Source organism: Bradyrhizobium sp. BEA-2-5 (assembly GCF_032918025.1).
GTDB classification, from domain to species: domain Bacteria; phylum Pseudomonadota; class Alphaproteobacteria; order Rhizobiales; family Xanthobacteraceae; genus Bradyrhizobium; species Bradyrhizobium pachyrhizi.
Window position 1 is genome coordinate 2,485,114 of the sequence record NZ_CP136629.1, and the last position, 22,328, is coordinate 2,507,441.

Here is a 22,328-nt window from a genome sequence, read left to right on the forward strand (position 1 = left end):
CGATGACCGCCATGATCGACGTTGCCGATGCCCAGAAGACCTTTACGATGCACTTGCAAGGCGGCATCGAGCTGCCGGTGGTGCGCGGCGTGACGTTCCACGTCAATCCCGGCGAGTGCGTCGTGCTGTCGGGGCCGTCGGGAGCCGGCAAATCGTCGATCCTGAAGATGATCTTCGGCAACTACCGTTGCGATAGCGGCCGCATCGGCATCCGCCATCGCGGCGCGGTGATCGATCTCGCCGCCGCCGAGCCGCGGCAGGTGCTCAACATCCGCCGCTCCACGATCGGCTATGTCAGCCAGTTTTTGCGCGCTGTGCCGCGCGTTGCCACCATCGACGTCGTCGCCGAGCCGTTGATCGTCAACGGCGTGGCGCGCGAGGAGGCCCGCGCGCGCGCCGGCGAGCTGCTGCATCGTCTCAACATCCCCGAGCGGCTCTGGCAGCTGCCGCCCGCGACCTTCTCCGGCGGCGAGCAGCAGCGCGTCAACATCGCGCGCGGCTTCATCTCGGACCTGCCGATCCTGCTGCTGGACGAGCCCACCGCCTCGCTCGATGCCGCCAATCGCGCCGTCGTCGTCGAACTGGTCGCTGAAAAGAAGCGTCAGGGCGTCGCCATGGTCGCTATTGTCCATGACGACGAAATCCGTCATCTGATTGCGGACCGTATCGTCGACGTGACCTCGTTCGCGGCTGCTGCCTGAAGGACCGTTTGAAATGACCGCCAAGCAAGACACCATCATCGGCAACGCCCGGCTGGTCCTCGCCGATCGCGTGATCGAGCAGGGCTGGGTCGCGATCGCTGATGGCAGGATCGCCGAGATCGGCGAGGGCAGGGCGCCTGTGGGTGCCGAGGACGCGGGCGGCGACCTGATCATGCCCGGCCTGATCGAGCTCCACACCGACCACCTCGAAGCGCACTACGTGCCGCGGCCGAAGGTGTTCTGGAATCCGGTCGCCGCCGTCATCTCCTATGACGGCCAGCTCGCGACCTCGGGCATTACCACCGTGTTCGATTCGCTCCGGGTCTGGCGCGAGGACGGCGCCGAGGAAGTCGACGGCCGCGCCGGCGTGCTCGCCGCCGCGATCACGACTGCGCGCGACGCCAGCCTGCTGCGCGCCGACCACTTCCTGCACCTGCGCTGCGAGATCCCGATGCCGAGCGTGGTCGAGGAGGCCAAGGAGCTGATCGACCGTCCCGACGTCAAGTTGATGTCGCTGATGGATCACACGCCGGGTCAGCGCCAGTTTCGCGACGAGGTCAAGCTGCGCGACTATTATCGCGGCAAGGGCGGCGGCAAGACCGATGCCGAGCTCGACGAGCTGTTCGCAAAGCGCTTCGAGTATCAGAAGCAATATGCGGCGAACAACATGCGCGAGATCGTGGCGCTGGCGCATCAGTACAAGATCCCGCTGGCAAGCCACGACGACACCACCGACGAGAACGTGGTCGACGCCGTCAACGACAAGGTCGCGGTGGCGGAGTTCCCGACCACGCTGGAGGCCGCGCGCGGCCTGCACCAGGCTGGTATCGACATCCTGATGGGCGCGCCCAACGTCGTGCGCGGCGGCTCGCATTCCGGCAACATCGCTGCGGTCGATCTCGCCCGCGAAGGCCTGCTCGATATCCTGTCGTCGGACTACATCCCCTCGAGCCTCCTGATGGGCGCGCTGCAACTGCCGGAGCATGTGCCGGCGATCGATCTCGCTTCGGCGGTACGCACCGTGACGAAAGCGCCCGCCGAAGCGGTCGGCCTCACCGACCGCGGCGAGATCGCGACCGGCAAGCGCGCTGACCTGATCCGCGTGCACGTTGCCGGCAGCGTTCCCGTCGTCCGCAGCGTCTGGCGCGAAGGGGGGAGGGTCGCATGACCGATGCGTCCGTCGTCGCCGATCGGCGCGCCGGAATCGGTCCCGGCCGGCTGATCCTGGTGGTCGGCCCGAGCGGTGCCGGCAAGGATACGCTGCTGGGGTTCGCCAAGGCGGCCTGTGGCGATGATCGCGATGTCGTGTTTCCCCGTCGGCTGATCACCCGCCAGGCCTCGGCGTCGGAGGACAATGAGGAGGTCAGCGCGGAAAGCTTCCAGCGCGCGGTAGCCGCCGGCGACTACGCCATGCACTGGGAAGCGCACGGCCATCGCTACGCGCTGTCGCGGTCGATCAACGACGATTTAGGCGCCGGACGCACCGTGATCGCGAACGTCTCGCGCACCGTGATCGCCGCGGCGCGCCGCAACTATGCCAATGCTGTCGTGGTGCTGGTCACGGCGCCGCCGGATGTGCTGGCCGCGCGGCTCGCAATGCGGGCGCGCAGCAGCGACGGCCTTCTCGAGCAGCGGCTGGCCCGCACCGTCGACGAGAGCACGTCGACGCCCGATTTCACCATCGTCAATTCCGGCACCGCCGACTATCATGCGCGACAGCTTGTCCGCATCATCAAGGGCGAACGCTGGGACGACTAGAGCGTTTTCGAGCGAAATGGATACCGGTTCGCGTCAAGAAAATGCGTCGAAAGGCAGCAAAGGGAGAAGAGCACGAATGACGGTGATCGAAACGGTCGAACAGTTGGAAGCCATCTACGGCGCCACCAATGACGCCTCGACCGTGAAAGTCGCCGACCACGTCACGCCGCTCTATCGTGTGCTCATCGAGAAGTCGCCGTTCGTGTCGCTTGCCACCGCAGGCCCCGAAGGGCTCGATTGCTCGCCGCGCGGCGATCTGCCGGGCTTCGTGCGCATCCATGATGCGAAGACGCTGATGATGCCGGATCGCCGCGGCAACAATCGCTGTGATTCGCTGCGCAACATCGTTCGCGATCCCCGCGTTGGCTTGCTGTTCCTGATTCCCGGCTCGGGCAGCACGCTGCGCGTCAACGGCCGCGCCTATGTCACGGCCGAGCCGGAGCTGCTCGCCTCCTTCACGATGGAAGGCAAGGCACCGCGCACGGTGATCGTGATGCATGTGGAGGAGATCTATTTCCAGTGTGCGCGCGCGATCGTGCGCTCCGATCTCTGGAATCCGGACAAGCGGGTCGATCCGAAGGTCTTGCCGACGCCGGGCCAGATTCTCGCCGAGATGAGCGAGCACACGGTCGGCGGCGAAAAATACGATCGGGAATGGCCGGAGCGCGCGCGGCAGACGATGTGGTGACGCGCCCGGATGGCTGGGAAGCATGATCCGGAAAAGTGCGAAGCGGCTTTCCGAAAGATCATGCTCAAACAAAAGTGCTATAGCGCGCTGACGATTGAACCCATCGCGCTTTAGGCTTCAGTCCGGTCTTCCCAATCCTCCCAGGTCACGTCAGCATTGATCTCGAGGTAGCGCGCAACGGCAACGCCGATGGTCGGGAAGAAGTTGTTCTCGCCAAGCTGCGCCAGCAGGCCGAATTTCTTCAGCTTGTCCTTGACGGGGTCCTTGAGCTCGGCAAAGCACAGCTCGATCTTCTGTGCGTGCAATGCCTCGTCGAGCTCGGCGAGAATGTCGCCGGCGGTCACGTCCACGCTGGTGACCGGCTCGGCCGTGACCACCAGCCAGCGCACCGCCGTCGGGGATTTTGCCACCGCATCCAGCGCGCGTTCCTTGAAGAACTCGGCATTGGCAAAGAACAGCGGCGCATCCCATCGGAACAGCACCAGACCGGGGACCTGGCGCGCATCCGGGTATCGCGTGATGTCGTGATAGCCCTTCACGCCGGAGGCGCGGCCCAGCACGGCGGAATGCGGCCGCCAGCCGTCCCACAGGAATTCGACGATCGCGAGCACGATGGCGAGGCCTATTCCCGGAATCACGCCGAGCACGGCTACGCCGACGAAGCAGACCATCGATAGCCAGAACTCCCACTGCTGAATGCGGTAGATTCGCCTGAGGTCGCTGATCTCAAACAGGCCGAGCGCAGCAGCGATGACGACGGCGGCCAATGCTGCGTTGGGCAAGTGCTGCAGCAAATTCGGCGCTATCAGCAGCAGGAAGGCGATGGCCAGCGCGCCGATGACGCTGGTCAATTGCGTGCGCGCTCCGGCAGCTTCCGCAACGGGCGTGCGCGATCCGCTGCTGCTGATCGGAAAACCCTGAAAGAAGCCGGCCGCCAGATTCGCCGCGCCGAGTCCCACCATCTCCTGATTGGGATCAACGCGATCGCCCAATCGTCCCGCATAGGCGCGCGACAGCACGCTGGTATCGGCGAACGACACCAGCGCGACGGCGCTGCCGCCGATCAGCACCTGCACGACGTCGCCATAGCCGATCCTGGGAATGGCGAATCCCGGCAAGCCCTGGGGAAGCGAACCCAGGACGGTCACGCCGAAGCGGGCCCCGAGATCGAAAACCCCGGTGACGACCGTCGCCGCGACGACGGCAATCAGAATGCCGGGCAACCGCTTGTTCCGGGCGAGCAGCAGGATCACCGCCAGCGTCGCAAGGCCGATCCCGAGGGTCGCCCAATTCGTCTTTCCGTCGACGATTGCTCCGACGACCGCCCAGAGACTGCGCAGAGGTCCATCGCCTTCAATGGAAAAGCCGAACAGCTTTGGCAGCTGGCTGATCAGCACGGTCAGGGCTATTCCGTTCATGTAGCCGTAGCGGATCGGCTTGGAGAGAAGCTCGGTCAGGAATCCCAGCCGCGCGATGCCCGCGACGATGCATATCGTCCCAGAGACGACCGCCATCATGGCGGCCAGGGTTGCCGCACGCATCGGATCGCCGCCAGACAGCGGAACGACGACGCCGAGGATGATGGCCGCAAGCGCCGAGTCCGGCCCAAGGACAAGGATGCGGCTCGGCCCGAACAGCGCGTAGACCAGCAGCGGGATGATCGTCGCATAGAGCCCGTAGATGCCGGGCAGGCCGGACGCTTCCGCATAGGCGATGCCGACCGGGACCAGCATGGTCGCGAGCACAAGCCCGGCGACGATGTCGTGTGGAAGCCACGCCGCTTGATATCGACGCAGCGTGGTGAGACCTGGCAGCCAGCCGGTCCAATGCTTCATCGCCGGTCACTCCCAACGTCGTTGGGGCCGCAGGCGCTTGACGTGAACCGCTCTACCCCTTCAACCGCTCTACCCCTTCGCCTGCTCATCAAACGCCTTCAGCGACACCGCTGCAATCTCGCGCAGCGCGTTGCGGTCGGCACCCGAGGAAGCCATCACGCACATGCCTGATGTCACCGCGGAGAGATAGCGGGCAAGGGTGGCCGGATCGGCGCTTTCGCCCAGGTCGCGTTCGGCCTTCGCGCGGACAAAACGCTCGTGCAACTGGTCCTCGTTCTGGGCGCGGCGCGCGGCCAGTTCGAAGGGAACGTTCTCGGAGCCGGTGCCGCAGGCGATGCCACCTTGCACCAGCAGGCAGCCGGGCGGATTGGCAGGATCGGTCTGGGCGTCCGCGTGCTCCATCAGAAATCGTTCGGCCACCTCTCGGGCGGTGGAGGCGCCCAAAACCTTTTCCATCCAGGCGTCGCGCTTCTCGGTGTAGCGGTCGAGCGCGGCCTTCAGCAGGCCCTCCTTGTTGCCGAAGCAGGCGTAGAGACTGGGCGGGTTGATGCCCATGGCCTCGGTGAGCTGGGCAATGGTCGCGCCCTCATAGCCATGGCGCCAAAACACTTCCATCGCCTGGTCCAACGCGGCGTCCGCGTCGAAAGCGCGGGGGCGTCCCATTCCCATTTTTCGTTGCTCCGTAAGCCGGGTGCCGTTTCTATGACGGATTGTCCCTGGCTTATCCTCTTGTTGCACGTGATGTTTTTCCGCGACTTCCCATTTCCCCATGAATGAGATAAGAAATTCATAGTGCTCGATACATAAGTATCTTGCGAACCGGCATCCAGCTCCACATCTGTAGTGAACACTACATATCTGGAGCGCGCAAATGCCCTCGTCAATCCAAAATCCCCGTTCCGGCCGCTTCCGACGTGTCGTCGGCGGTATCGTGATCCTTGGCGGCCTCGCGGTGGCCGGTTCGATCGCGACCGGCCACTATTTTCATGCCGCACAGGCGACCGCGACTGCCGCAGCTCCCGAGCCGGCGGTCCCGGTCACCGTCGCCGTGATCCAGCCGCGGTCGACCACGCTGTTCGATGACTTCTCGGGCCGGCTCGAAGCCGTCGACCGTGTCCAGCTCCGGCCGCGGGTGGCCGGTGCGATCCTTTCGACCAACTTCACCGAGGGCGCGCTGGTGAAGTCCGGCGACATCCTGTTCAAGATCGACCCCGCGCCGTACGCGGCCGAGGTCGATCGCGCCCAGGCTCAGCTCGAGGCCGCCAAGGCCCGCGTCGTGTTCACGACCAGCGAAGTCGAGCGCGGCGCGCAGCTGGTCGGCAACAACATCGTGACCAAGCGCGATTTCGACCAGCGCGACAACGCCAACCGCGAAGCCATCGCCAATGTGAAGGCGGCCGAGGCGACGCTCCAGACCGCAAAGCTCAATCTCGACTACACCGAGGTGCGCGCCCCCGTGGACGGCCGCGTCGGCAAGATCGAGGTCACCGTCGGCAATCTCGTCGCCGCCGGTACCGCGTCCCCGGTCTTGACCTCGCTGGTCTCGGTCAATCCGATCTACGCCTCGTTCGATGCGGATGAAGAGCTCGTGCTGCGCGCGCTGAACTCGATCGCGGATGCCTCCGGCAGGCGCGGCGAGCTCGACCAGATCCCGGTCGAGATGACCACGTCGGGCGGCCTGTCCGCGAAGGGCCACATCCAGCTCATCGATAACCAGGTCAACGGCCAGAGCGGCACCATCCGTGTCCGCGCGGTATTCCGCAACGAGGACGGGCGCCTCATCCCCGGCCAGTTCGCCCGCGTGCGCATGGGCCAGCCGAAGCAGCAGGCAGTCGTGATGATCGACGAGCGCGCGATCGGCACCGACCAGGACAAGAAGTTCGTGATGGCGGTCGGCGACGACAACCGCGCCGTCTACCGGCCAGTCACGCTCGGCGGCACCGTCGATGGGCTTCGTATCGTCACCTCGGGCCTGAAGTCCGGCGAGCGCATCGTCGTGAACGGACTACAGCGCGTGCGTCCGGGTGCGCTTCTGAAGATGGAAGTCGCCGAAATGGGCGCGCGCAGCATGCAGCAGGCATCCACTGAAACCAACCAGCACGTCGTGCAGCGCTAGGCGCTGCGCGCGGGGGCGGAGCCATGAATCTCTCGAAGTTTTTCATCGACCGTCCGATCTTCGCCGGCGTGCTGTCGGTGCTGATCTTCCTGGCGGGGCTGATCTCGCTGTTCGCGATGCCGATCTCGGAATACCCGGACGTGGTGCCGCCCTCGGTCGTGGTGCGCGCGACCTATCCCGGCGCCAATCCCAAGGTGATCGCGGAGACGGTGGCAACCCCGATCGAGGAGCAGATCAACGGCGTCGAGAACATGCTCTACATGTCGAGCCAGGCGACCACCGACGGCGCGATGACGCTGACGGTGACGTTCCGGCTCGGCACCGACCCCGACAAAGCGACGCAGCTGGTGCAGAACCGCGTGCAGCAGGCCGAGCCGCGCCTGCCGTCCGTGGTGCGCCAGCTCGGCATCATCACCAAGAAGTCGTCGCCCGACCTTACCATGGTCGTGCACCTGCTGTCGCCGAACGGCCGCTACGATATGACGTATCTGCGCAATTATGCGGTGCTCAACGTCAAGGACCGGCTGGCGCGGATCGACGGCGTCGGCGACGTCCAGCTTTATGGCGCCGGCGACTATTCGATGCGGGTCTGGGTCGATCCTCAGAAGGCCGCCGAGCACGGCCTGACCGCGAGCGACATCGTGCGCGCGATCCAGGCGCAGAACGTCGAGGCCGCCGCCGGCGTGGTCGGCTCCTCCCCGAACGTCAAGGGGATCGACCTGCAGCTCTCCGTCAACGCCGAGGGACGGCTATCGACCGAAGAGCAGTTCGGCGACATCGTGGTCAAAACCGGCGCACGCGGCGAGGTCGTACGCTTGCGCGACGTCGCGCGCGTCGAGCTTGGCGCCTCCGAATACGGCCTGCGCTCGCTGCTCGACAACAAGCAGGCGGTGGCGATCCCGATCTTCCAGGCGCCCGGTTCCAACGCGCTGCAGATTTCCGACAACGTTCGCGCCACCATGGCCGAGATCAAGAAGAACATGCCCGAGGGCGTGTCCTACCAGATCGTCTACGACCCCACCCAGTTCGTGCGTTCCTCGATCGAAGCCGTCATCCACACGCTGCTGGAGGCCATCGCCCTTGTCGTGCTGGTGGTGATCCTGTTCCTCCAGACCTGGCGCGCCTCGATCATCCCGCTCCTGGCCGTGCCGGTGTCGATCGTCGGCACGTTCGCGGTGATGCACGTGTTCGGCTTTTCCATCAACGCGCTGAGCCTGTTCGGCCTGGTGCTCGCGATCGGCATCGTCGTCGACGATGCCATCGTCGTGGTCGAGAATGTCGAGCGCAACATCGAGTCCGGCCTGTCGCCGCGCGATGCCACGTACCAGGCGATGCGCGAGGTGTCGGGTCCGATCATCGCAATCGCCATGGTGCTGATCGCGGTGTTCGTGCCGCTGGCCTTCATCTCCGGCCTCACCGGGCAGTTCTACAAGCAGTTCGCGCTGACGATCGCGATCTCGACCGTGATCTCGGCCGTCAACTCGCTGACGCTGTCGCCGGCGCTGTCGGCGCTGCTGCTCAAGGGCCACAACGAGCCGAAGGACAAGCTGACGCTGGTCATGGAAAAGAGCCTCGGCTGGTTCTTCCGCGGCTTCAACAAGGCCTTCACGCGCTCCTCCGAGAACTACAGCGGCAGCGTTGGCAAGGTGATCTCGGGCAAGGCCGCCGTGATGGGCCTCTATGTGCTGCTGATCGGCTTGACGGGCGTGCTGTTCAAGCAGGTGCCGAGCGGCTTCGTGCCGGGACAGGACAAGCAGTACCTCGTCGGCTTCGCCCGCCTGCCCGATGGCGCGACGCTCGACCGGACGGAAGAAGTCATCCGCAAGATGAGCGACATCGCGCTGACCCAGCCTGGCGTCGAGAGCTCGGTGGCATTCCCGGGCCTGTCGATCTCCGGCTTCACCAACTCGTCCAACGCCGGCATCGTGTTCTCGACGCTGAAGCCGTTCGACGAACGCAAGGATCCCTCGCTCAGCGGTCCCGCCCTCGCGGCCGAGCTGAACAAGAAGTACGCGGGCATCCAGGAAGCCTTCATCGCCATGTTCCCGCCGCCGCCGGTCAACGGCCTCGGCACCATCGGCGGCTTCAAGCTGCAGATCGAGGACCGCGCCGGTCTCGGCTATGACGCCTTGAACGAAGCGACGAACGCATTCATGGCTGCGATGCAGAATGCGCCGGAGATCGCCGGCGTGTTCTCGAGCTTCCAGGTCAACGTGCCCCAGCTGTTCGCCGACATCGACCGCACCAAGGCGCTGCAGCTTGGCGTCCCCGTCACGGAAGTGTTCAACACGCTCCAGATTTACCTGGGCTCCTATTACGTCAACGACTTCAACAAGTTCGGCCGCACCTATTCGGTCTATGTGCAGGCCGACGCGCCGTTCCGCGCGCGCGCCGACGACATCAGGCAGTTGAAGGTGCGCTCGTCCTCGGGCGACATGGTGCCGTTGTCCGCCCTGCTCACGATCCGCCAGAGCGCGGGTCCGGAGCGTGCGATCCGCTACAACGGCTTCCTGTCCTCGGACATCAACGCGGCGGCCGCGCCCGGCTTTTCATCAGGCCAGGCGCAGGAGGCGGCGACGCGGATCGCCGCAGAGGTGCTGCCGCCAGGCTTTGCCTTCGAATGGACCGACCTGACCTATCAGGAGTTCATCGCCGGCAATTCCGGCATGTGGGTGTTCCCGCTGGCGATCCTGTTGGTGTTCCTGGTGCTGGCCGCGCTCTATGAGAGCCTGACCCTGCCGCTCTCGATCATCATGATCGTGCCGATGGGCCTCCTGGCAGCGATGTTCGGCGTCTGGATCTCCAAGGGCGACAACAACGTCTTCACCCAGATCGGCTTGATCGTGCTGGTCGGCCTCTCCGCCAAGAACGCGATCCTCATCGTCGAATTCGCGCGGGAGCTCGAATTCGCAGGCCGCACGCCGATCCGGGCCGCGATCGAGGCGAGCCGGCTGCGGCTGCGTCCGATCCTGATGACGTCGATGGCGTTCATCATGGGCGTCCTGCCGCTGGTGCTCTCGACCGGCGCCGGTTCGGAAATGCGGCGAGCCATGGGCGTTGCCGTGTTCTCCGGCATGATCGGCGTCACGGTGTTCGGCCTGTTCCTGACGCCGGTGTTCTATGTGCTGCTGCGGACCGTCACCGGCATGAAGCCGCTGACGCACCACGGCGAGACGACTATCCCTGGAAAAGCACACGCGGCATGATGCCGCGTGTGTAACCTTCGTGTTATTTTGAAGAGGTCAGGCTGCGATATCGAGCAGCAGAAGCGATGAACCGCGGACCAGCACCTTGCGGCCCGCGGGCGTCAGTTCAAACGAATCGCCGCGCACGGCGACATAGCCGAGCGTGATCAGGCTCTCGACGGCAAAGCGGTTCAGCCGTGAAGGGTTTGCTGCGGGAGCCCGCAACGCTTTCAGCGCATCCCACTGATCGGGTCTGAGTTCGAATTCTTCGCTCATCGGTCCAGGCACTCCAGAAGTTCTTGGCGAGCGAGATACAGAGCGCAGATGAATTTCGTGCGACCACAACGAGTTAGGATTTCGATTTATGTGGACGCGTCGTCACATCGCCGTGTCATTGGAATACTTCAATTTTTTCGAATCGTTGCGGCGCAATAACGCGTGATTTCGTCACAGTGATTAATCCCAAATTGTCACACAGGTTAATCGTCTCGATTAACCGCGCCGCACACTCGCGCCGCCGTCCACCGGCAGCGTCACGCCGGTGATGAAGTTCGCCTCGTCGGACGCCAGAAACAGTGCGGCGTTGGCGACGTCCCATCCGGTGCCCATCTTCCTGCGCAGCGGCACCTTGCTGTCGCGTTCGGCTTCGACCTCGGCGCGGGTCTTGTGCCATTCGCGGGCGCGGGTGTCGACGGCCATCGGGGTGTTCATCAGGCCGGGCAGGATGACGTTGGCGCGGATGCCGTATTCCGCGTTCTGATAGGCGAGCTGTTCGGTGAAGGCAATCATCGCGGATTTGGTGGCCTTGTAGGCGACATAAGGATACGTCGTGATCGCGGCCATCGAGGAGATGTTGATGATGGCGCCGCTTCGTTGAGCGCGCATGATCGGGATCACTTCCTTCGCGGCGAGTATGCAGCTCTTCAGATTGATGGCGACGACGCGGTCGAACGCTTCCTCGGTCAGTTGCAGCAGCTCGGCGTCGCCGCCGGACAGGCTGACGCCGACATTGTTATGCAGCACGTCGATCCGGCCCCAGCGCGATTGCGCGTCGGCCACCATCGCCTTGATGTCGGCAGCCTTGGTCACGTCGGCCTTGAAGGCGACTGAAGTGCCGCCCTTGGCCGCGATCAGGTCGACGGTCTCCTGCGCCGATGCCAGATTGTGATCGACGCACAGCACCTTCGCGCCTTCGCGCGCGAAGGTGAGCGCGGTGGCGCGGCCGTTGCCCATGCCTTCGCCGGGACTTTGGCCGGCACCCACGACGATAGCGACGCGATCTTGCAGGCGCATGTCACTTCACTCCCTGTAGCGGGTACTGCTGCAGTACCTCCTTGTAGTAAGGCTCGTTGTCGATCTGCATGGTGGCGAGCACCCGCACCACGGCGCAGTAGAATGCGATCGTCAGCACGAGGTCGGTCATGTGCTCGTCGGACAGCTCGCGCTTGATCTCGGCGAAGGTCGCCTCCGACATCGCGAGCTCGCGCACCATCTCGCGGGCGCCCTTCAGGATGGCTTTCGCCAGCGGCTCGAGCTTCGACGGCTGGCCTTTGGTCTCCGCGATCAGGCCCTGGATATCCTCGTCGGTGACGCCGAACTCCTTGCCGATCTTCACATGGTGGGTGAATTCGTATTCCGACTGCTCGAGCCAGCCGACCTGCAGGATCGCGAGTTCGCGCAGCCTGGGATCGAGCTTGCTCTTGAAGCGGATATAGCCGCCGACGCCGTTGAAGGCGCGCGCCATGTCCGGCGAGTTCACCAGCAGCTTGTGCAGATTGGTATTGCGCTTGAGCATGTCGCGATATTCGGGGGCGACCTGATCGGCTTCGAGATAGGGCAGGCGGGCCATTATTGTTGTCCTTTTTCGGCGGCTTGCGGGAGAGACGGCTGTTGTTTCAGCCGTAGAGGGCTTTGTGCTCGCTTTCGTAGTTGGCGTAGGAATCCTTCATGCTGGCGCCGTTGAGCAGCATCGTTGCGACCACCGCGTTGTCGGCATCGAACACGGTCGAGCGCACCCACATGCTCTCGGTGCGCTTGCTGCCGGAGAGCGCCGCGACCTCGCGCTCGACCCAATAGGTCTCGCCGGGAAAGAGCGGCCCGCGCAAAACACGGATCTCCTGGTCGGCGAACAGCCCGACCGCGGGGCCGCGGACCGGCAGCCGGTCCTCGCGCGCGCGGTACTGGAACAGCACGCTCAGCATCTCCATCGGAATGATGGGCTTGCCCCAGGGATTGTGCTCCAGCGAATAATAGTCCGAAGGCTCGGTGATCACCCTGAGCTTGTCGGCCAGCGAAAACGGATAGAGATCGCCCATGTTCTGGTCGAAATCCATCTTGATCGCCTGCCGCGGCGTCTTCATGCCGACCTTGATGTCGGCGAGGATCACGGGATCGGTCAGTGGCTTCAATTCGCCGAGCCGGTGACTGAGCGCCGTCTCGCTGCCGTCGCCGTCGATCGAGGCCGTGCCGCGCAGCACCTCGGTGCCGTCGCGCTTGACCATCGCGATCGTGCAAACGGTCTGGCCCGGCTTCGGCTTCTCGATCTGGGCCTGCACCTCTTCGCCTTCGAACACCGGGTTGCGGTAATGCGCCGAGAGGCATCCGGTCATGAACCAGGCGCGGCCCCAGATCCGCTCGCACAGCGGCGCGAACTGGCTGAAATGGGTCGGCCCTTCGATGGTGCCGCCCTTGAAGCCGAGCTTCTGGGCGGTTGCGTCGTCGTGGATCGAGGCGTGCGCGTCGTAGGTTTGCGCTTGCAGCATCTGCTTCGGGCTGCGCCAGGGACCCACCAGCAGATCACCGTTCTCCACGATTTCCGTCGTGAACGCGGATTCGACTGTAATCATCCTTGGTCTCCCTTTGCGCGCCACCGTTTCAAAGATGCCGGGGTTCGGCAAGGCCTCGCAGAGCAACAAGGCCTCGCAGAGCGACAAGGCCTCGCATGCGCAACATGAGATATGTGCTGCGGCCATGGAACGGAGCTGTTCATGCATAACAAAATCAGTGCATGCTGATGCATGATCATTTCGGAAGATAATCAGACCGGTTCGGACCGGCGTGGCTGACTGACGGGGAAACTGATGGCGTTGATGGAAGTTGGACTGGACGACAAGTACCGGTTGGATACGAAACGAATCTTTCTGTCCGGCACGCAGGCTCTGGTTCGACTGCCCATGTTGCAGCGCGAACGCGACCGGCTCCAGGGGCTCAACACCGGCGGCTTCATCTCGGGCTATCGCGGTTCCCCGCTCGGCATGTACGACCACGCATTGTGGCGGGCGAAGTCGCACCTCCAGCAGCACGACATCGCCTTCGTGCCCGGCCTGAACGAGGACCTAGCTGCAACCGCCGTGTGGGGCAGCCAGCAGGTCGGCCTGTTTCCTGGCGCCAAGGTCGATGGCGTGTTCGGCATCTGGTACGGCAAGGGCCCCGGCGTCGACCGCTCGGTGGATGCGCTCAAGCATGCCAATGCGGCCGGCACCTCGCTGAACGGCGGCGTGCTCGCGCTTGCCGGCGACGACCACGGCTGCCAGTCCTCGACGCTGGCGCATCAGAGCGAGCAGGTGTTCGCCGCGGCGCTGATCCCCGTGATCAATCCCGCGACGCTGCAGGACTATCTCGACCTCGGCCTCTACGGCTTCGCGCTGTCGCGCTTCTCCGGCTGCTGGGTCGGCTTCAAGGCGATCAGCGAGACCGTGGAGAGCTCGGCGTCCATCTACAGCGATCCCGAACGCATCCAGATCAGGCTGCCCGACGATTTCGAGATGCCGCCCGGCGGCCTCAACATCCGCTGGCCCGATCCGCCGCTCGAAGCCGAGCGCAGGCTGCACGGGCCCAAGATGGAGGCCGTCGCGGCCTTCGCCCGCGCCAACCAGCTCGACCGCATTGTGCTCGATTCAAAGCCGGCGCGGCTCGGCATCGTCGCGACCGGCAAGGCCTATCTCGACCTGCGCCAGGCGCTCGCCGATTTCGGCATCACCGATGCCGATGCGCAGGCGCTCGGGCTGCGCATCTACAAGGTGGCGCTGACCTGGCCGCTCGAAGCGCGCGGCGCGCGCGCCTTCGCCGAAGGTCTTCAGGACGTGCTGGTGGTCGAGGAGAAGCGCGGCTTCATCGAAGACCAGCTGATGCGCATCCTCTACAATATCGACGCGTCCAGGCGCCCGACCGTCACGGGCAAGCGCGACGAGCGCGGCGCGCCGCTGCTGCCGAGCGAGGGCGAACTGACACCGACCATCGTCGCGGCCGCACTGGTGGCGCGTTTGCGCAAGCTCGGCCATCATAGCCCGGTGCTGGAGCAGCGTTTGGCAAAACTCGAGGCGTTCGATCGCCCGGCCGAGGGCACGGGCACCGCGAAGCTGCAGCGTACGCCGTATTTCTGCTCGGGCTGCCCGCACAACACGTCGACGCGCGTGCCCGAGGGCAGCCGCGCCATGGCTGGCATCGGCTGCCACGGCATGGCCCTGTCGGTGCCGAACCGCAACACCCAGACCATCTCGCATATGGGCGCCGAGGGCGTGAACTGGATCGGCCAGTCGCCCTTCACGAGCGAGCAGCACATCTTCCAGAATCTCGGCGACGGTACCTATACGCATTCCGGGCTGCTGGCGCTGCGCGCGGCATCGGCCGCCGGCATCAACATCACCTACAAGATCCTCTACAACGATGCCGTGGCGATGACCGGCGGCCAGCCGGCCGAAGGCGCCTTCAACGTCGCGCAGATCGCGCACCAGGTCGCGGCTGAAGGCACCAGGAAGCTTGCGATCGTCTCGGACGATCCGGGCAAGTATCCCCAAGGCAACTACTTCCCGCAAGGCGCGACCATCCATCACCGCCGCGAGCTCGATGCCGTGCAGCGCGAGCTGCGCGACATCAAGGGCCTCACCGTCATCGTCTACGACCAGACCTGCGCCGCCGAAAAGCGTCGCCGCCGCAAGCGCGGGCTGTATCCCGATCCCGCCAAGCGCGCCTTCATCAACGAGCTCGTCTGCGAAGGCTGTGGCGACTGCTCGCAGGCTTCCAATTGCGTCTCGGTGCAGCCGCTCGAGACCGAGTTCGGCCGCAAGCGCCAGATCGACCAGTCGAACTGCAACAAGGACTTTTCCTGCGTCGAGGGCTTCTGCCCGAGCTTTGTCACGGTGCAGGATCCCAAGCTGCGCAAGGCCGACCGCACCGCGGCCGATCCCAAGGCGTTGTTCGCCGATTTGCCGACGCCGCCTGCGGCCGCGTTGAGCAATCCCTACAACATCCTCGTGACCGGCATCGGCGGCACGGGCGTCATCACCATCGGCGCGCTGCTCGGCATGGCCGCCCATGTCGACGGCCGCGGCTGCTCGGCGCTGGATTTCACCGGCCTGTCGCAGAAGAACGGCGCGGTGATGAGCCATGTGCGGCTCGCGCCCGCCTCCGACATGCTGACCACGGTTCGCATCGCGCCGGGCAATGCCAACCTGATCCTCGGCTGCGACCTAGTCGTCGCCACCAGCGTGCCGGCCCTGAGCCGCGCCGAGCGCGGCGTTACCCGCGCCGTGGTCAACGCCGATCTCTTGCCGACCGCGAGCTTCGTGATCGATCCCGATATCGACTTCGAAGCCAGCTCGATGCGCGATGCGCTGAACGGCGCGGTGACGCCAGGCGATCTCGACATCATCGACGCCACGGGCATTGCCGCCGCGCTGATGGGCGACAGCATCGCGACCAATCCCTTCATGCTCGGCTTCGCCTTCCAGAAAGGCGCGATCCCGCTGTCGCTGGAGGCCCTGCTGCGCGCCATCGAGATCAACGGCGCCGCGATCGAGATGAACAAGACTGCTTTCTCATGGGGCCGGCTCGCCGCACATGATCTGCAACGCGTGGTCAGCGCCGCGCGCTTCAAGAGCGCCGGCGCCGCGCCGGCCAAGAAGACGCTCGATGAGGCGATCGCGTTCCGCGCCAAATTCCTCACCGACTATCAGGATGCGGCCTACGCCAAGCGTTATCTCGACGATGTCGCGCGCGTCCGCACCGCCGAGGCGGCGGCCGCGCCGGGCTCGCAGGACCTGACCGAGGCCTTCGTAAAGGGCCTGTTCAAGCTGATGGCCTACAAGGACGAGTACGAGGTGGCGCGGCTCTATTCCGACGGCGAGTTCAGCAAGGCCTTGAGGGAGCAATTCCAAGGCAATTCCGGTCTGAAGGTCCTGCTGGCGCCGCCGCTGCTGGCCCAGCGCGATCCCGTCACCGGGCGGCTGCAGAAGCGCGAATTCGGTCCGTGGATTTTCACCGCGTTCGGCATGCTCGCGAAGCTGAAGGGCCTGCGCGGCACCGCCTTCGACATCTTCGGCTATACCGCCGAGCGCAAGATGGAGCGCGCATTGCCGGTCGAGTATTCGGCGATGATCCTGCGTCACCTCGACGGCAGGAAGCCGCTCGACTTGCCGCGCCTCGTGGCGCTGGCGAAGGCTGCGGACCTCGTGCGTGGTTATGGCCACATCAAGGAGGGCAACGTCGCCCGCTATCGCACCGAATGCGCGCGGCTGGAGCGCGCGATCAGCCAGCCGCTGGCGCAGGCGGCCGAATAGGGCAGAGCGTTTTCGAGCGAAGTGGCTACCGGTTCGCGAAGAAAACGCGTCAGAACAAGAATCTGGAGCCACGTTCCGATTCCATCGGAGCGGAGAGGGCTCCAGGCGGCGACCGGGAACTTTCCACGGCCGCCCTGGTTGACCGGTAACCCTGCCTGCAAGCGGTGGCTGGATTCGTACGGCCGAGCCCCTACATGATGGCTGTCTGTTCGAGTGATTTCAGGAGGCCGTTTGATGGTCCTGAAAAACGGTTTTGTTGCAATCGTTTGCGCCGCGTGCCTGACTTGGGGTGGCGTGGCGTTGGCCGACGAGTACGGCCCCAGCGAATTCTTCAGCCTCGATCTCTCCAAGGCGGTGCTGTCGCCGAAGCGGCTTGGCCCGCCGACGCAGTTCGAGCCCGTTCCGGTCGAGGCGAAGACCGACCATGGCCCCGATCAGCATGCAAATGTCGAGCCGCAGGTCGAGGAGCCGAAAGTCGCGCCGAAGAAAGCCGTGCGGACCACCAGGGTGACCGCACCGCACGAGAAGAAGCGCGCGGAAGTGCGCGTGCCCGCCCGCGCCAAGCTCGCGCGCCGCCACTCGAACCCGCTCGATGCGGAGGCCCGCGACACACGGATCCAGACCTGGCCGTGCCGCACCGGCGGCATTTGCAACTGGCATCGGTGAGGCGGCGCTCTCGCGCAGATCCACGTGCGCATCCACAAGAATGTTAAGCCCGTCATCCTTCGAGGCTCGCTCCGCTCGCGCTTCAGGATGACGGGTTTAGATCGAATGCTCGGCGTGCTGCGTTCCAATCGACGTAACCGAGTCATCCCGCCGTCGCAAAACCGTCGGCGGAGAGTCAAGAAACCGTAAGGCCGGAGTCAAGGAGCGCAGGCAAAACCTTCGTTGCGATTCGACGAAGGTTATTCGATGCCGACAGCGATCTCCGCGGGGCGGCGAGGCCTCACCCGGCGCCAGCTTCTGGTGCGCTCGGCGTCGACCGCCGCGCTGGCGGGATTCGGCGCGCTGGCCAAACCATATCTGAGCCGCGCCGCGGATCGGCCGGCGATCGCGGGCATCCAGTCCGGCGACGTCGCAAGCGATTCCGCTGTCATCTGGGCCCGCGCCGATCGTGCCGCGCGGATGCACGTCGAATGCGCCGCGGTCGAAAGCTTCGCCAGCATCCTGCGCGCCGCGTCCGCCGATGCGCTGCCCGAGCGCGACTTCACCGCCAAGCTGCTGCTCAACGGCCTGCCGCCGGGCCAGGACCTGTTCTATCGCGTGCGCTTCGAGGACCGCGACGGCACATCAGGCGAAAGCCGGGTCGGCCATTTCAGAACCGCGCCGGCCGACCGGCGTCCCGTCTCGTTCGTCTGGTCCGGCGACGTCGTCGGGCAGGGCTGGGGCATCGACCCCGCGCGCGGCGGCCTGCGCAGCTACCGCACCATGCTGGGCGAGCGCCCGGACTTCTTCATCCATTCCGGCGATCACATCTACGCCGATTGCACGGTGCCGTCGGAGCAGAAACTCTCCAACGGTGAGATCTGGCGCAACATCGTCACCGAGGAGAAATCCGCCGTCGCACAGAGCCTCGATCAGTTTCGCGGCAATTACAAATACAACCATCTCGACGATCACTTCCGCGCCTTCCACGCCGAGGTGCCGATGTTCGCGCAATGGGACGATCACGAGGTGACCAATGACTGGTCGCCGACCGGCACCACCGATGCGACCGGCTATGAGGCGGACGGCAGCTCGCGCCTGGTGGCGCGGGCGCGCCGCGCCTTCCACGAATTCATGCCGATGCGGCTGATGCCGGAGCGCGATGGCCGGGTCTATCGCAAGATCGCCTACGGCCCGCTGCTCGACGTCTTCATGATCGACATGCGCTCCTATCGTGATTCCAGCTGGAACAAGCAGGGCGATCCGGACCAGGCCTGCATCCTCGGCCAGAGCCAGCTTGCCTGGCTGAAGCGGGAACTGGTGGCGTCGGATGCTGTCTGGAAGGTGATCGCGGCCGACTTGCCGATCGGCCTGATCAGCCTGGACGCCGTCGCGCTCGGCGACGGGCCGCCCGACCGGCGCGAGCACGAGATCGCCGATCTGCTCTCCTCCATCAAGCGCGCCGGCATCTGCAACATCGTCTGGCTCACCGCCGACATGCACTACACCGCCGCGCACTACTACGACCCGAACAAAGCGCGATTCCAGGATTTCGAGCCGTTCTGGGAGTTCGTCTCCGGCCCGTTGCATGCCGGCAGCTGGGGGCCGGGCGAGCTCGACGACACCTTTGGCCCGGTCGCGATGTATCAGCAGGGCTGCTCGGCCGAGCAGGGCGACAATCTCGCGCCGTGCTTCGGGCTGCAATTCTTCGGCCGCGTCGACATCGACGGCAAGACCGGCGTGATGACGGTGACGCTGAAGGACGTCGACAACCACGATCTCTGGTCGGTCGATATCGAGCCGCGGCCGGACGCGCGGCCTGGTCAGATCATGGCGCAGCACATCTAGTGTGCTGAATGCGAAGTTCGTGCGATTTCGCGGCAGCCACTTTCACGAACTTCGTATTCATAAAGCACACTAGAATCATAAGTTTGCTAGTGTCCTTATCGAATCCGAAGTTCGCTCCGAAGGTGCGGCAAATGATGCGAACTTCGGATTCGGGACACTAGCGCCCTCTCTGATCCCGTCGCGACATCTTGATTGCCGGCGTCTTGCCCGAAGGGCCGGTTTGCGGGCAGACTGCGTGTCGGCAGTCCTGCCAATTTCATTCCCAGGAAACGATTTGCTGGCGTGACGTCGTCGATGGCATCGGCGTCCCACGCGTCAGGAGCTATCCATGGAAAATCTGAAAACACAGGGCATCAGCCTGCCCAAGCTTGGCCTCGGTACCTTCCGCATGCAGGGCGATGCCTGCCGCGCCGCAGTCGAGAGCGCGCTGTCGATCGGCTATCGCCACCTCGATACCGCCGAGATGTATGCCAATGAGGAGCCGATCGGCTCGGCCATCGCGGCCTCGAATGTCGCGCGCAAGGAACTGCACGTCACCACGAAGGTCTGGCACGAGAACCTCGCCCCTGACGCGATCCGGCGCGCCTTCGATGCCAGCCTGAAGAAGCTCAGGCTCGACCATGTCGATCTCTATCTCGTGCATTGGCCGTCGAGGAGCATGAAGCTGCCTGCCGTCTTCGAGACGCTGATGAAGCTGAAGGAGGAAGGCCGCACCCGCGCGATCGGCGTCGCCAATTTCACCACCGCGCTGCTCAAGACCGTGGTCGAGGACATCAAGGCGCCGATCGCCTGCAATCAGATCGAATATCACGCGATGCTGGACCAGACGCCGGTGCGCAAATATCTCGCCGCGAAATCGATCCCGCTGGTGGCCTATTGTCCGCTCGCCCAGGGCCGCTTCGCCACCGACGAGACGCTGGCGAAAATCGGCAGCAAGCATGATGCGACCGCTGCACAGGTGGCGCTGAAATGGCTGCTCGATCAGGATGGCGTGGCGGCCATTCCGAAAGCCTCGCGCGCCGAAAGCCAAAAGGCCAACCTCGACGCACTGAAGGTCAAGCTCGACGACGAGGACCGCAAGGCGATTGCGGCGCTGCGCAAGGACATGCGCTGCGTCAATCCGGGGTTTGCGCCGGCGTGGGATTGAGGCCGCTGGCCCTGAGGAAGCAGATAAGAAAAAATGGCTCCGTGAGGAGCCATTTTCCGTTGTGTCGGTCTTTAGTAGTGATGACGCTTGATGATCACCGTCCGGTCATGGCCGTGATGCCAGCCATGATGCCAACCGCGATGCCAGCCACGGTCATGGCGCATTTCGGCGCGTGCGCCCCAGCCGCGGTCCCAGTGATGATGACCGCCATGTCTGATCACGACCGTCTCGGCGCTCGCGATCGACGGAACGGCCACCGCAAGCGCACCAACCGCCGCGAGAACAAAGCCAATCTTTTTCATCTCATCCTCCTCAAACAAGCGAAGAGAAAACCGTACGGAGATTGAAACGTTCCTGAGGAACCAGAGGAGTTTTCTGAACGCTTGTTCAGCAACTGCCTCGAACGCTGCTGCCGTCGCGTGTTGGTAGGCACAACCGATGAGCGAGCGCACGGGCGGCTTTCCCGGCCTTGCCTAACCGCTGCGTCCGACGCATCATCGCGCCATAAAAATCAATGTTCGGGGGGACGTTGCCGTGAGCGAATTTTCACGCCGGGATTTTTTGAAAGTGACGGGATCGGCCGCTGCCGCAGCCCTCGCCGGGCCGGCCGCTGCGGCGATGGGGCCGGACGACAAGTTCGACCTCGTGATCAAGAACGGCGATGTCATCGATCCCAGCCAGTCGCTGCGCGGCAAGCGCGACATCGGCATCCGCTGGGGCATCATCGAGGCGATCGAAGACGAGATCCCGGCTACTCGCGCCACCAGGACCATTGACGCCTCGGGCAAGCTCGTGATGCCGGGCCTGGTCGATCTGCACTGCCACGTCTACCCGTACGGATCGGCGATCGGCATTCCCGCCGACGAGCTGGTGCAATTCCAGGGCACCACGACGGTGGTCTCGGCGGGCGACGCCGGCGTCAACAACCTCGCGGCGCTGCGGCGCTTCATCGTGGCGCAATCGCGGGCGCGGATCTACGCCTTCGTCCACATCGCCAACAACGGCCTGTCGGCATTCCCGGTGGCCGAGCTCTACAACATCGACAACGCCCAAGTCGAAGCCTGTGCGATGGCGCTGGCCGAGAACCCCGACTTCCTGATCGGGGTCAAGGTGCGGATGTCGGAAAACGTCATCTTCAAGCATGGTCTCGAGCCGCTGAAGCGCGGCATTCGGGCCTGCGAGATGTGCGGCTGGCCGGCGCGGATGATGGTGCATATCGGCGGCGTCGAGACCAGGGAGCTGATGTCCGACATCCTCAATCTGCTGCGGCCGGGCGATATCCTGACCCATGCCTATTCCGGTGCGCCGAACGTGTCGGGCGCTTTCACCAATATCGTCCAGGAGGGCAAGCTGTTGCCGGCGGCGCTCGCGGCCAAGCAGCGCGGTGTGCTGTTCGACGTCGGCCATGGCGGCGGCAGCTTCGATTTCACGGTGGCCGAGATCGCGATTCCCGCCGGCTGCGCGCCCGATACGATCTCCTCCGACATCCATGTCTTCTCGGGCAACTCGCCCGGCATCCCGTTCCTGCCGAACGTGATGAGCAAGTTCCTCGCGATGGGCTCGTCGCTGGATCAGGTGGTGGCGATGGCGACCTCGGTGCCGGCGCGGATCATCAACCGGACCCCGAAGATCGGCACGCTGCAGCGTGGCGCGCCCGGCGATGTCGCGATCATGGACCTCGTCGAGGGTCCGGTCTCCTTCGTCGACACCCGCAACAACAAGCGCGACGGCAATCTGCTGCTGAAGCCGGTGCAGACCGTGGTCAACGGCGTGCCGTTCGGCCGGCCCTATCAGGCGCCATTTTCGGTGAGGTGAGGGCAGGTGGAAACATGGATTGCTTCGCTTCAA

General features: G+C 64.7%; 18 protein-coding genes. 11 read left to right on the top strand and 7 right to left on the bottom strand.

Going from position 1 to position 22,328, the window contains the following annotated elements; all coding sequences use genetic code 11:
- Window positions 1-2 precede the first annotated feature (2 nt).
- The 4 genes from phnL (at window position 3) to RX327_RS11650 (ending at window position 3,147) form a co-directional block, all read left to right on the top strand.
- A complete protein-coding gene (gene phnL, locus RX327_RS11635) occupies window positions 3-701 on the top strand; it encodes a phosphonate C-P lyase system protein PhnL (RefSeq protein WP_317250318.1) in 699 nt (232 codons plus the stop codon).
- Window positions 702-714: 13 nt separating this feature from the next.
- Entirely contained in the window at window positions 715-1,869 is a 1,155-nt protein-coding gene (locus RX327_RS11640; RefSeq protein ID WP_317250319.1) for an alpha-D-ribose 1-methylphosphonate 5-triphosphate diphosphatase, read from the top strand.
- Window positions 1,866-2,459 carry a phosphonate metabolism protein/1,5-bisphosphokinase (PRPP-forming) PhnN gene (gene phnN, locus RX327_RS11645; protein ID WP_050387854.1) on the top strand — a complete coding sequence of 198 codons (594 nt, stop codon included), beginning with the start codon at window positions 1,866-1,868 and terminating at the stop codon, window positions 2,457-2,459. The genes RX327_RS11640 and phnN overlap by 4 nt, the downstream gene beginning before the upstream one ends.
- Before the next feature lie 76 nt (window positions 2,460-2,535).
- Window positions 2,536-3,147 carry a pyridoxamine 5'-phosphate oxidase family protein gene (locus tag RX327_RS11650; RefSeq protein WP_317250320.1) on the top strand — a complete coding sequence of 204 codons (612 nt, stop codon included), beginning with the start codon at window positions 2,536-2,538 and terminating at the stop codon, window positions 3,145-3,147.
- A gap of 110 nt (window positions 3,148-3,257) precedes the next feature.
- Here RX327_RS11650 and RX327_RS11655 read toward each other — a convergent pair whose 3' ends face one another.
- Together RX327_RS11655 and RX327_RS11660 are read right to left on the bottom strand one after the other, a co-directional pair.
- Complete coding sequence (locus RX327_RS11655; RefSeq protein ID WP_317250321.1) at window positions 3,258-4,982, bottom strand: sulfate permease; 1,725 nt, start codon at window positions 4,980-4,982, stop codon at window positions 3,258-3,260.
- Between the two features lie 69 nt (window positions 4,983-5,051).
- Window positions 5,052-5,651 carry a TetR/AcrR family transcriptional regulator gene (locus tag RX327_RS11660; RefSeq protein ID WP_317250322.1) on the bottom strand — a complete coding sequence of 200 codons (600 nt, stop codon included), beginning with the start codon at window positions 5,649-5,651 and terminating at the stop codon, window positions 5,052-5,054.
- A gap of 202 nt (window positions 5,652-5,853) precedes the next feature.
- Between RX327_RS11660 and RX327_RS11665 the strand changes: the two genes are divergently transcribed.
- Both RX327_RS11665 and RX327_RS11670 read left to right on the top strand, forming a co-directional pair.
- Window positions 5,854-7,098: an efflux RND transporter periplasmic adaptor subunit gene (locus RX327_RS11665; protein ID WP_317250323.1), complete on the top strand. Its 1,245-nt coding sequence runs from the start codon at window positions 5,854-5,856 to the stop codon at window positions 7,096-7,098.
- Window positions 7,099-7,121: 23 nt separating this feature from the next.
- Entirely contained in the window at window positions 7,122-10,304 is a 3,183-nt protein-coding gene (locus RX327_RS11670; RefSeq protein WP_317250324.1) for a multidrug efflux RND transporter permease subunit, read from the top strand.
- Window positions 10,305-10,340: 36 nt separating this feature from the next.
- On the opposite strand, the gene RX327_RS11675 is transcribed toward RX327_RS11670, so the two are convergent.
- The 4 genes from RX327_RS11675 to RX327_RS11690 all read right to left on the bottom strand — a co-directional run bounded on the left by RX327_RS11675 (window position 10,341) and on the right by RX327_RS11690 (window position 13,129).
- Entirely contained in the window at window positions 10,341-10,559 is a 219-nt protein-coding gene (locus RX327_RS11675) for a hypothetical protein (protein WP_028334528.1), read from the bottom strand.
- 216 nt (window positions 10,560-10,775) lie between these two features.
- A complete protein-coding gene (locus tag RX327_RS11680) occupies window positions 10,776-11,576 on the bottom strand; it encodes an SDR family NAD(P)-dependent oxidoreductase (RefSeq protein WP_317250325.1) in 801 nt (266 codons plus the stop codon).
- A 1-nt stretch (window position 11,577) separates the two neighbouring features.
- A complete protein-coding gene (locus RX327_RS11685; protein WP_050387849.1) occupies window positions 11,578-12,132 on the bottom strand; it encodes a carboxymuconolactone decarboxylase family protein in 555 nt (184 codons plus the stop codon).
- A 46-nt stretch (window positions 12,133-12,178) separates the two neighbouring features.
- Complete coding sequence (locus tag RX327_RS11690; RefSeq protein ID WP_317250326.1) at window positions 12,179-13,129, bottom strand: hypothetical protein; 951 nt, start codon at window positions 13,127-13,129, stop codon at window positions 12,179-12,181.
- A 234-nt stretch (window positions 13,130-13,363) separates the two neighbouring features.
- Here RX327_RS11690 and RX327_RS11695 point away from each other — a divergent pair, with 234 nt between their 5' ends.
- The 4 genes from RX327_RS11695 (at window position 13,364) to RX327_RS11710 (ending at window position 20,480) form a co-directional block, all read left to right on the top strand.
- Window positions 13,364-16,840 (top strand): indolepyruvate ferredoxin oxidoreductase family protein, encoded by a 3,477-nt coding sequence (locus RX327_RS11695; RefSeq protein ID WP_317250327.1) that lies wholly within the window; start codon window positions 13,364-13,366, stop codon window positions 16,838-16,840.
- Window positions 16,841-17,074: 234 nt separating this feature from the next.
- Window positions 17,075-17,506: a hypothetical protein gene (locus tag RX327_RS11700; protein ID WP_050387846.1), complete on the top strand. Its 432-nt coding sequence runs from the start codon at window positions 17,075-17,077 to the stop codon at window positions 17,504-17,506.
- 246 nt (window positions 17,507-17,752) lie between these two features.
- The gene (locus RX327_RS11705; RefSeq protein WP_317250328.1) at window positions 17,753-19,333 is read left to right on the top strand and encodes an alkaline phosphatase D family protein; all 1,581 of its coding nucleotides are present in this window, start codon (window positions 17,753-17,755) and stop codon (window positions 19,331-19,333) included.
- 328 nt (window positions 19,334-19,661) lie between these two features.
- Window positions 19,662-20,480 (top strand): aldo/keto reductase, encoded by an 819-nt coding sequence (locus tag RX327_RS11710; RefSeq protein WP_317250329.1) that lies wholly within the window; start codon window positions 19,662-19,664, stop codon window positions 20,478-20,480.
- 71 nt (window positions 20,481-20,551) lie between these two features.
- Here RX327_RS11710 and RX327_RS11715 read toward each other — a convergent pair whose 3' ends face one another.
- Window positions 20,552-20,782, bottom strand: a complete 231-nt coding sequence (locus RX327_RS11715; protein WP_050387960.1) for a hypothetical protein — start codon at window positions 20,780-20,782, stop codon at window positions 20,552-20,554.
- 232 nt (window positions 20,783-21,014) lie between these two features.
- Between RX327_RS11715 and RX327_RS11720 the strand changes: the two genes are divergently transcribed.
- The gene (locus RX327_RS11720) at window positions 21,015-22,295 is read left to right on the top strand and encodes an amidohydrolase family protein (RefSeq protein ID WP_050387843.1); all 1,281 of its coding nucleotides are present in this window, start codon (window positions 21,015-21,017) and stop codon (window positions 22,293-22,295) included.
- Window positions 22,296-22,328: the final 33 nt, after the last annotated feature.

Excerpts from the sequence above, each read along its gene's own strand:
- RX327_RS11655 (WP_317250321.1), bottom strand. The coding sequence starts at position 4,982 with ATGAAGCATTGGACCGGCTGGCTGCCAGGTCTCACCACGCTGCGTCGA.
- RX327_RS11670 (WP_317250324.1), top strand. The coding sequence starts at position 7,122 with ATGAATCTCTCGAAGTTTTTCATCGACCGTCCGATCTTCGCCGGCGTG.
- RX327_RS11700 (WP_050387846.1), top strand. The coding sequence starts at position 17,075 with ATGGTCCTGAAAAACGGTTTTGTTGCAATCGTTTGCGCCGCGTGCCTG.
- RX327_RS11660 (WP_317250322.1), bottom strand. The coding sequence starts at position 5,651 with ATGGGAATGGGACGCCCCCGCGCTTTCGACGCGGACGCCGCGTTGGAC.
- RX327_RS11695 (WP_317250327.1), top strand. The coding sequence starts at position 13,364 with ATGGCGTTGATGGAAGTTGGACTGGACGACAAGTACCGGTTGGATACG.
- RX327_RS11690 (WP_317250326.1), bottom strand. The coding sequence starts at position 13,129 with ATGATTACAGTCGAATCCGCGTTCACGACGGAAATCGTGGAGAACGGT.
- RX327_RS11640 (WP_317250319.1), top strand. The coding sequence starts at position 715 with ATGACCGCCAAGCAAGACACCATCATCGGCAACGCCCGGCTGGTCCTC.
- RX327_RS11715 (WP_050387960.1), bottom strand. The coding sequence starts at position 20,782 with ATGAAAAAGATTGGCTTTGTTCTCGCGGCGGTTGGTGCGCTTGCGGTG.
- RX327_RS11665 (WP_317250323.1), top strand. The coding sequence starts at position 5,854 with ATGCCCTCGTCAATCCAAAATCCCCGTTCCGGCCGCTTCCGACGTGTC.
- phnL (WP_317250318.1), top strand. The coding sequence starts at position 3 with ATGACCGCCATGATCGACGTTGCCGATGCCCAGAAGACCTTTACGATG.
- RX327_RS11680 (WP_317250325.1), bottom strand. The coding sequence starts at position 11,576 with ATGCGCCTGCAAGATCGCGTCGCTATCGTCGTGGGTGCCGGCCAAAGT.
- phnN (WP_050387854.1), top strand. The coding sequence starts at position 1,866 with ATGACCGATGCGTCCGTCGTCGCCGATCGGCGCGCCGGAATCGGTCCC.
- RX327_RS11650 (WP_317250320.1), top strand. The coding sequence starts at position 2,536 with ATGACGGTGATCGAAACGGTCGAACAGTTGGAAGCCATCTACGGCGCC.
- RX327_RS11685 (WP_050387849.1), bottom strand. The coding sequence starts at position 12,132 with ATGGCCCGCCTGCCCTATCTCGAAGCCGATCAGGTCGCCCCCGAATAT.
- RX327_RS11675 (WP_028334528.1), bottom strand. The coding sequence starts at position 10,559 with ATGAGCGAAGAATTCGAACTCAGACCCGATCAGTGGGATGCGCTGAAA.
- RX327_RS11705 (WP_317250328.1), top strand. The coding sequence starts at position 17,753 with ATGCCGACAGCGATCTCCGCGGGGCGGCGAGGCCTCACCCGGCGCCAG.
- RX327_RS11710 (WP_317250329.1), top strand. The coding sequence starts at position 19,662 with ATGGAAAATCTGAAAACACAGGGCATCAGCCTGCCCAAGCTTGGCCTC.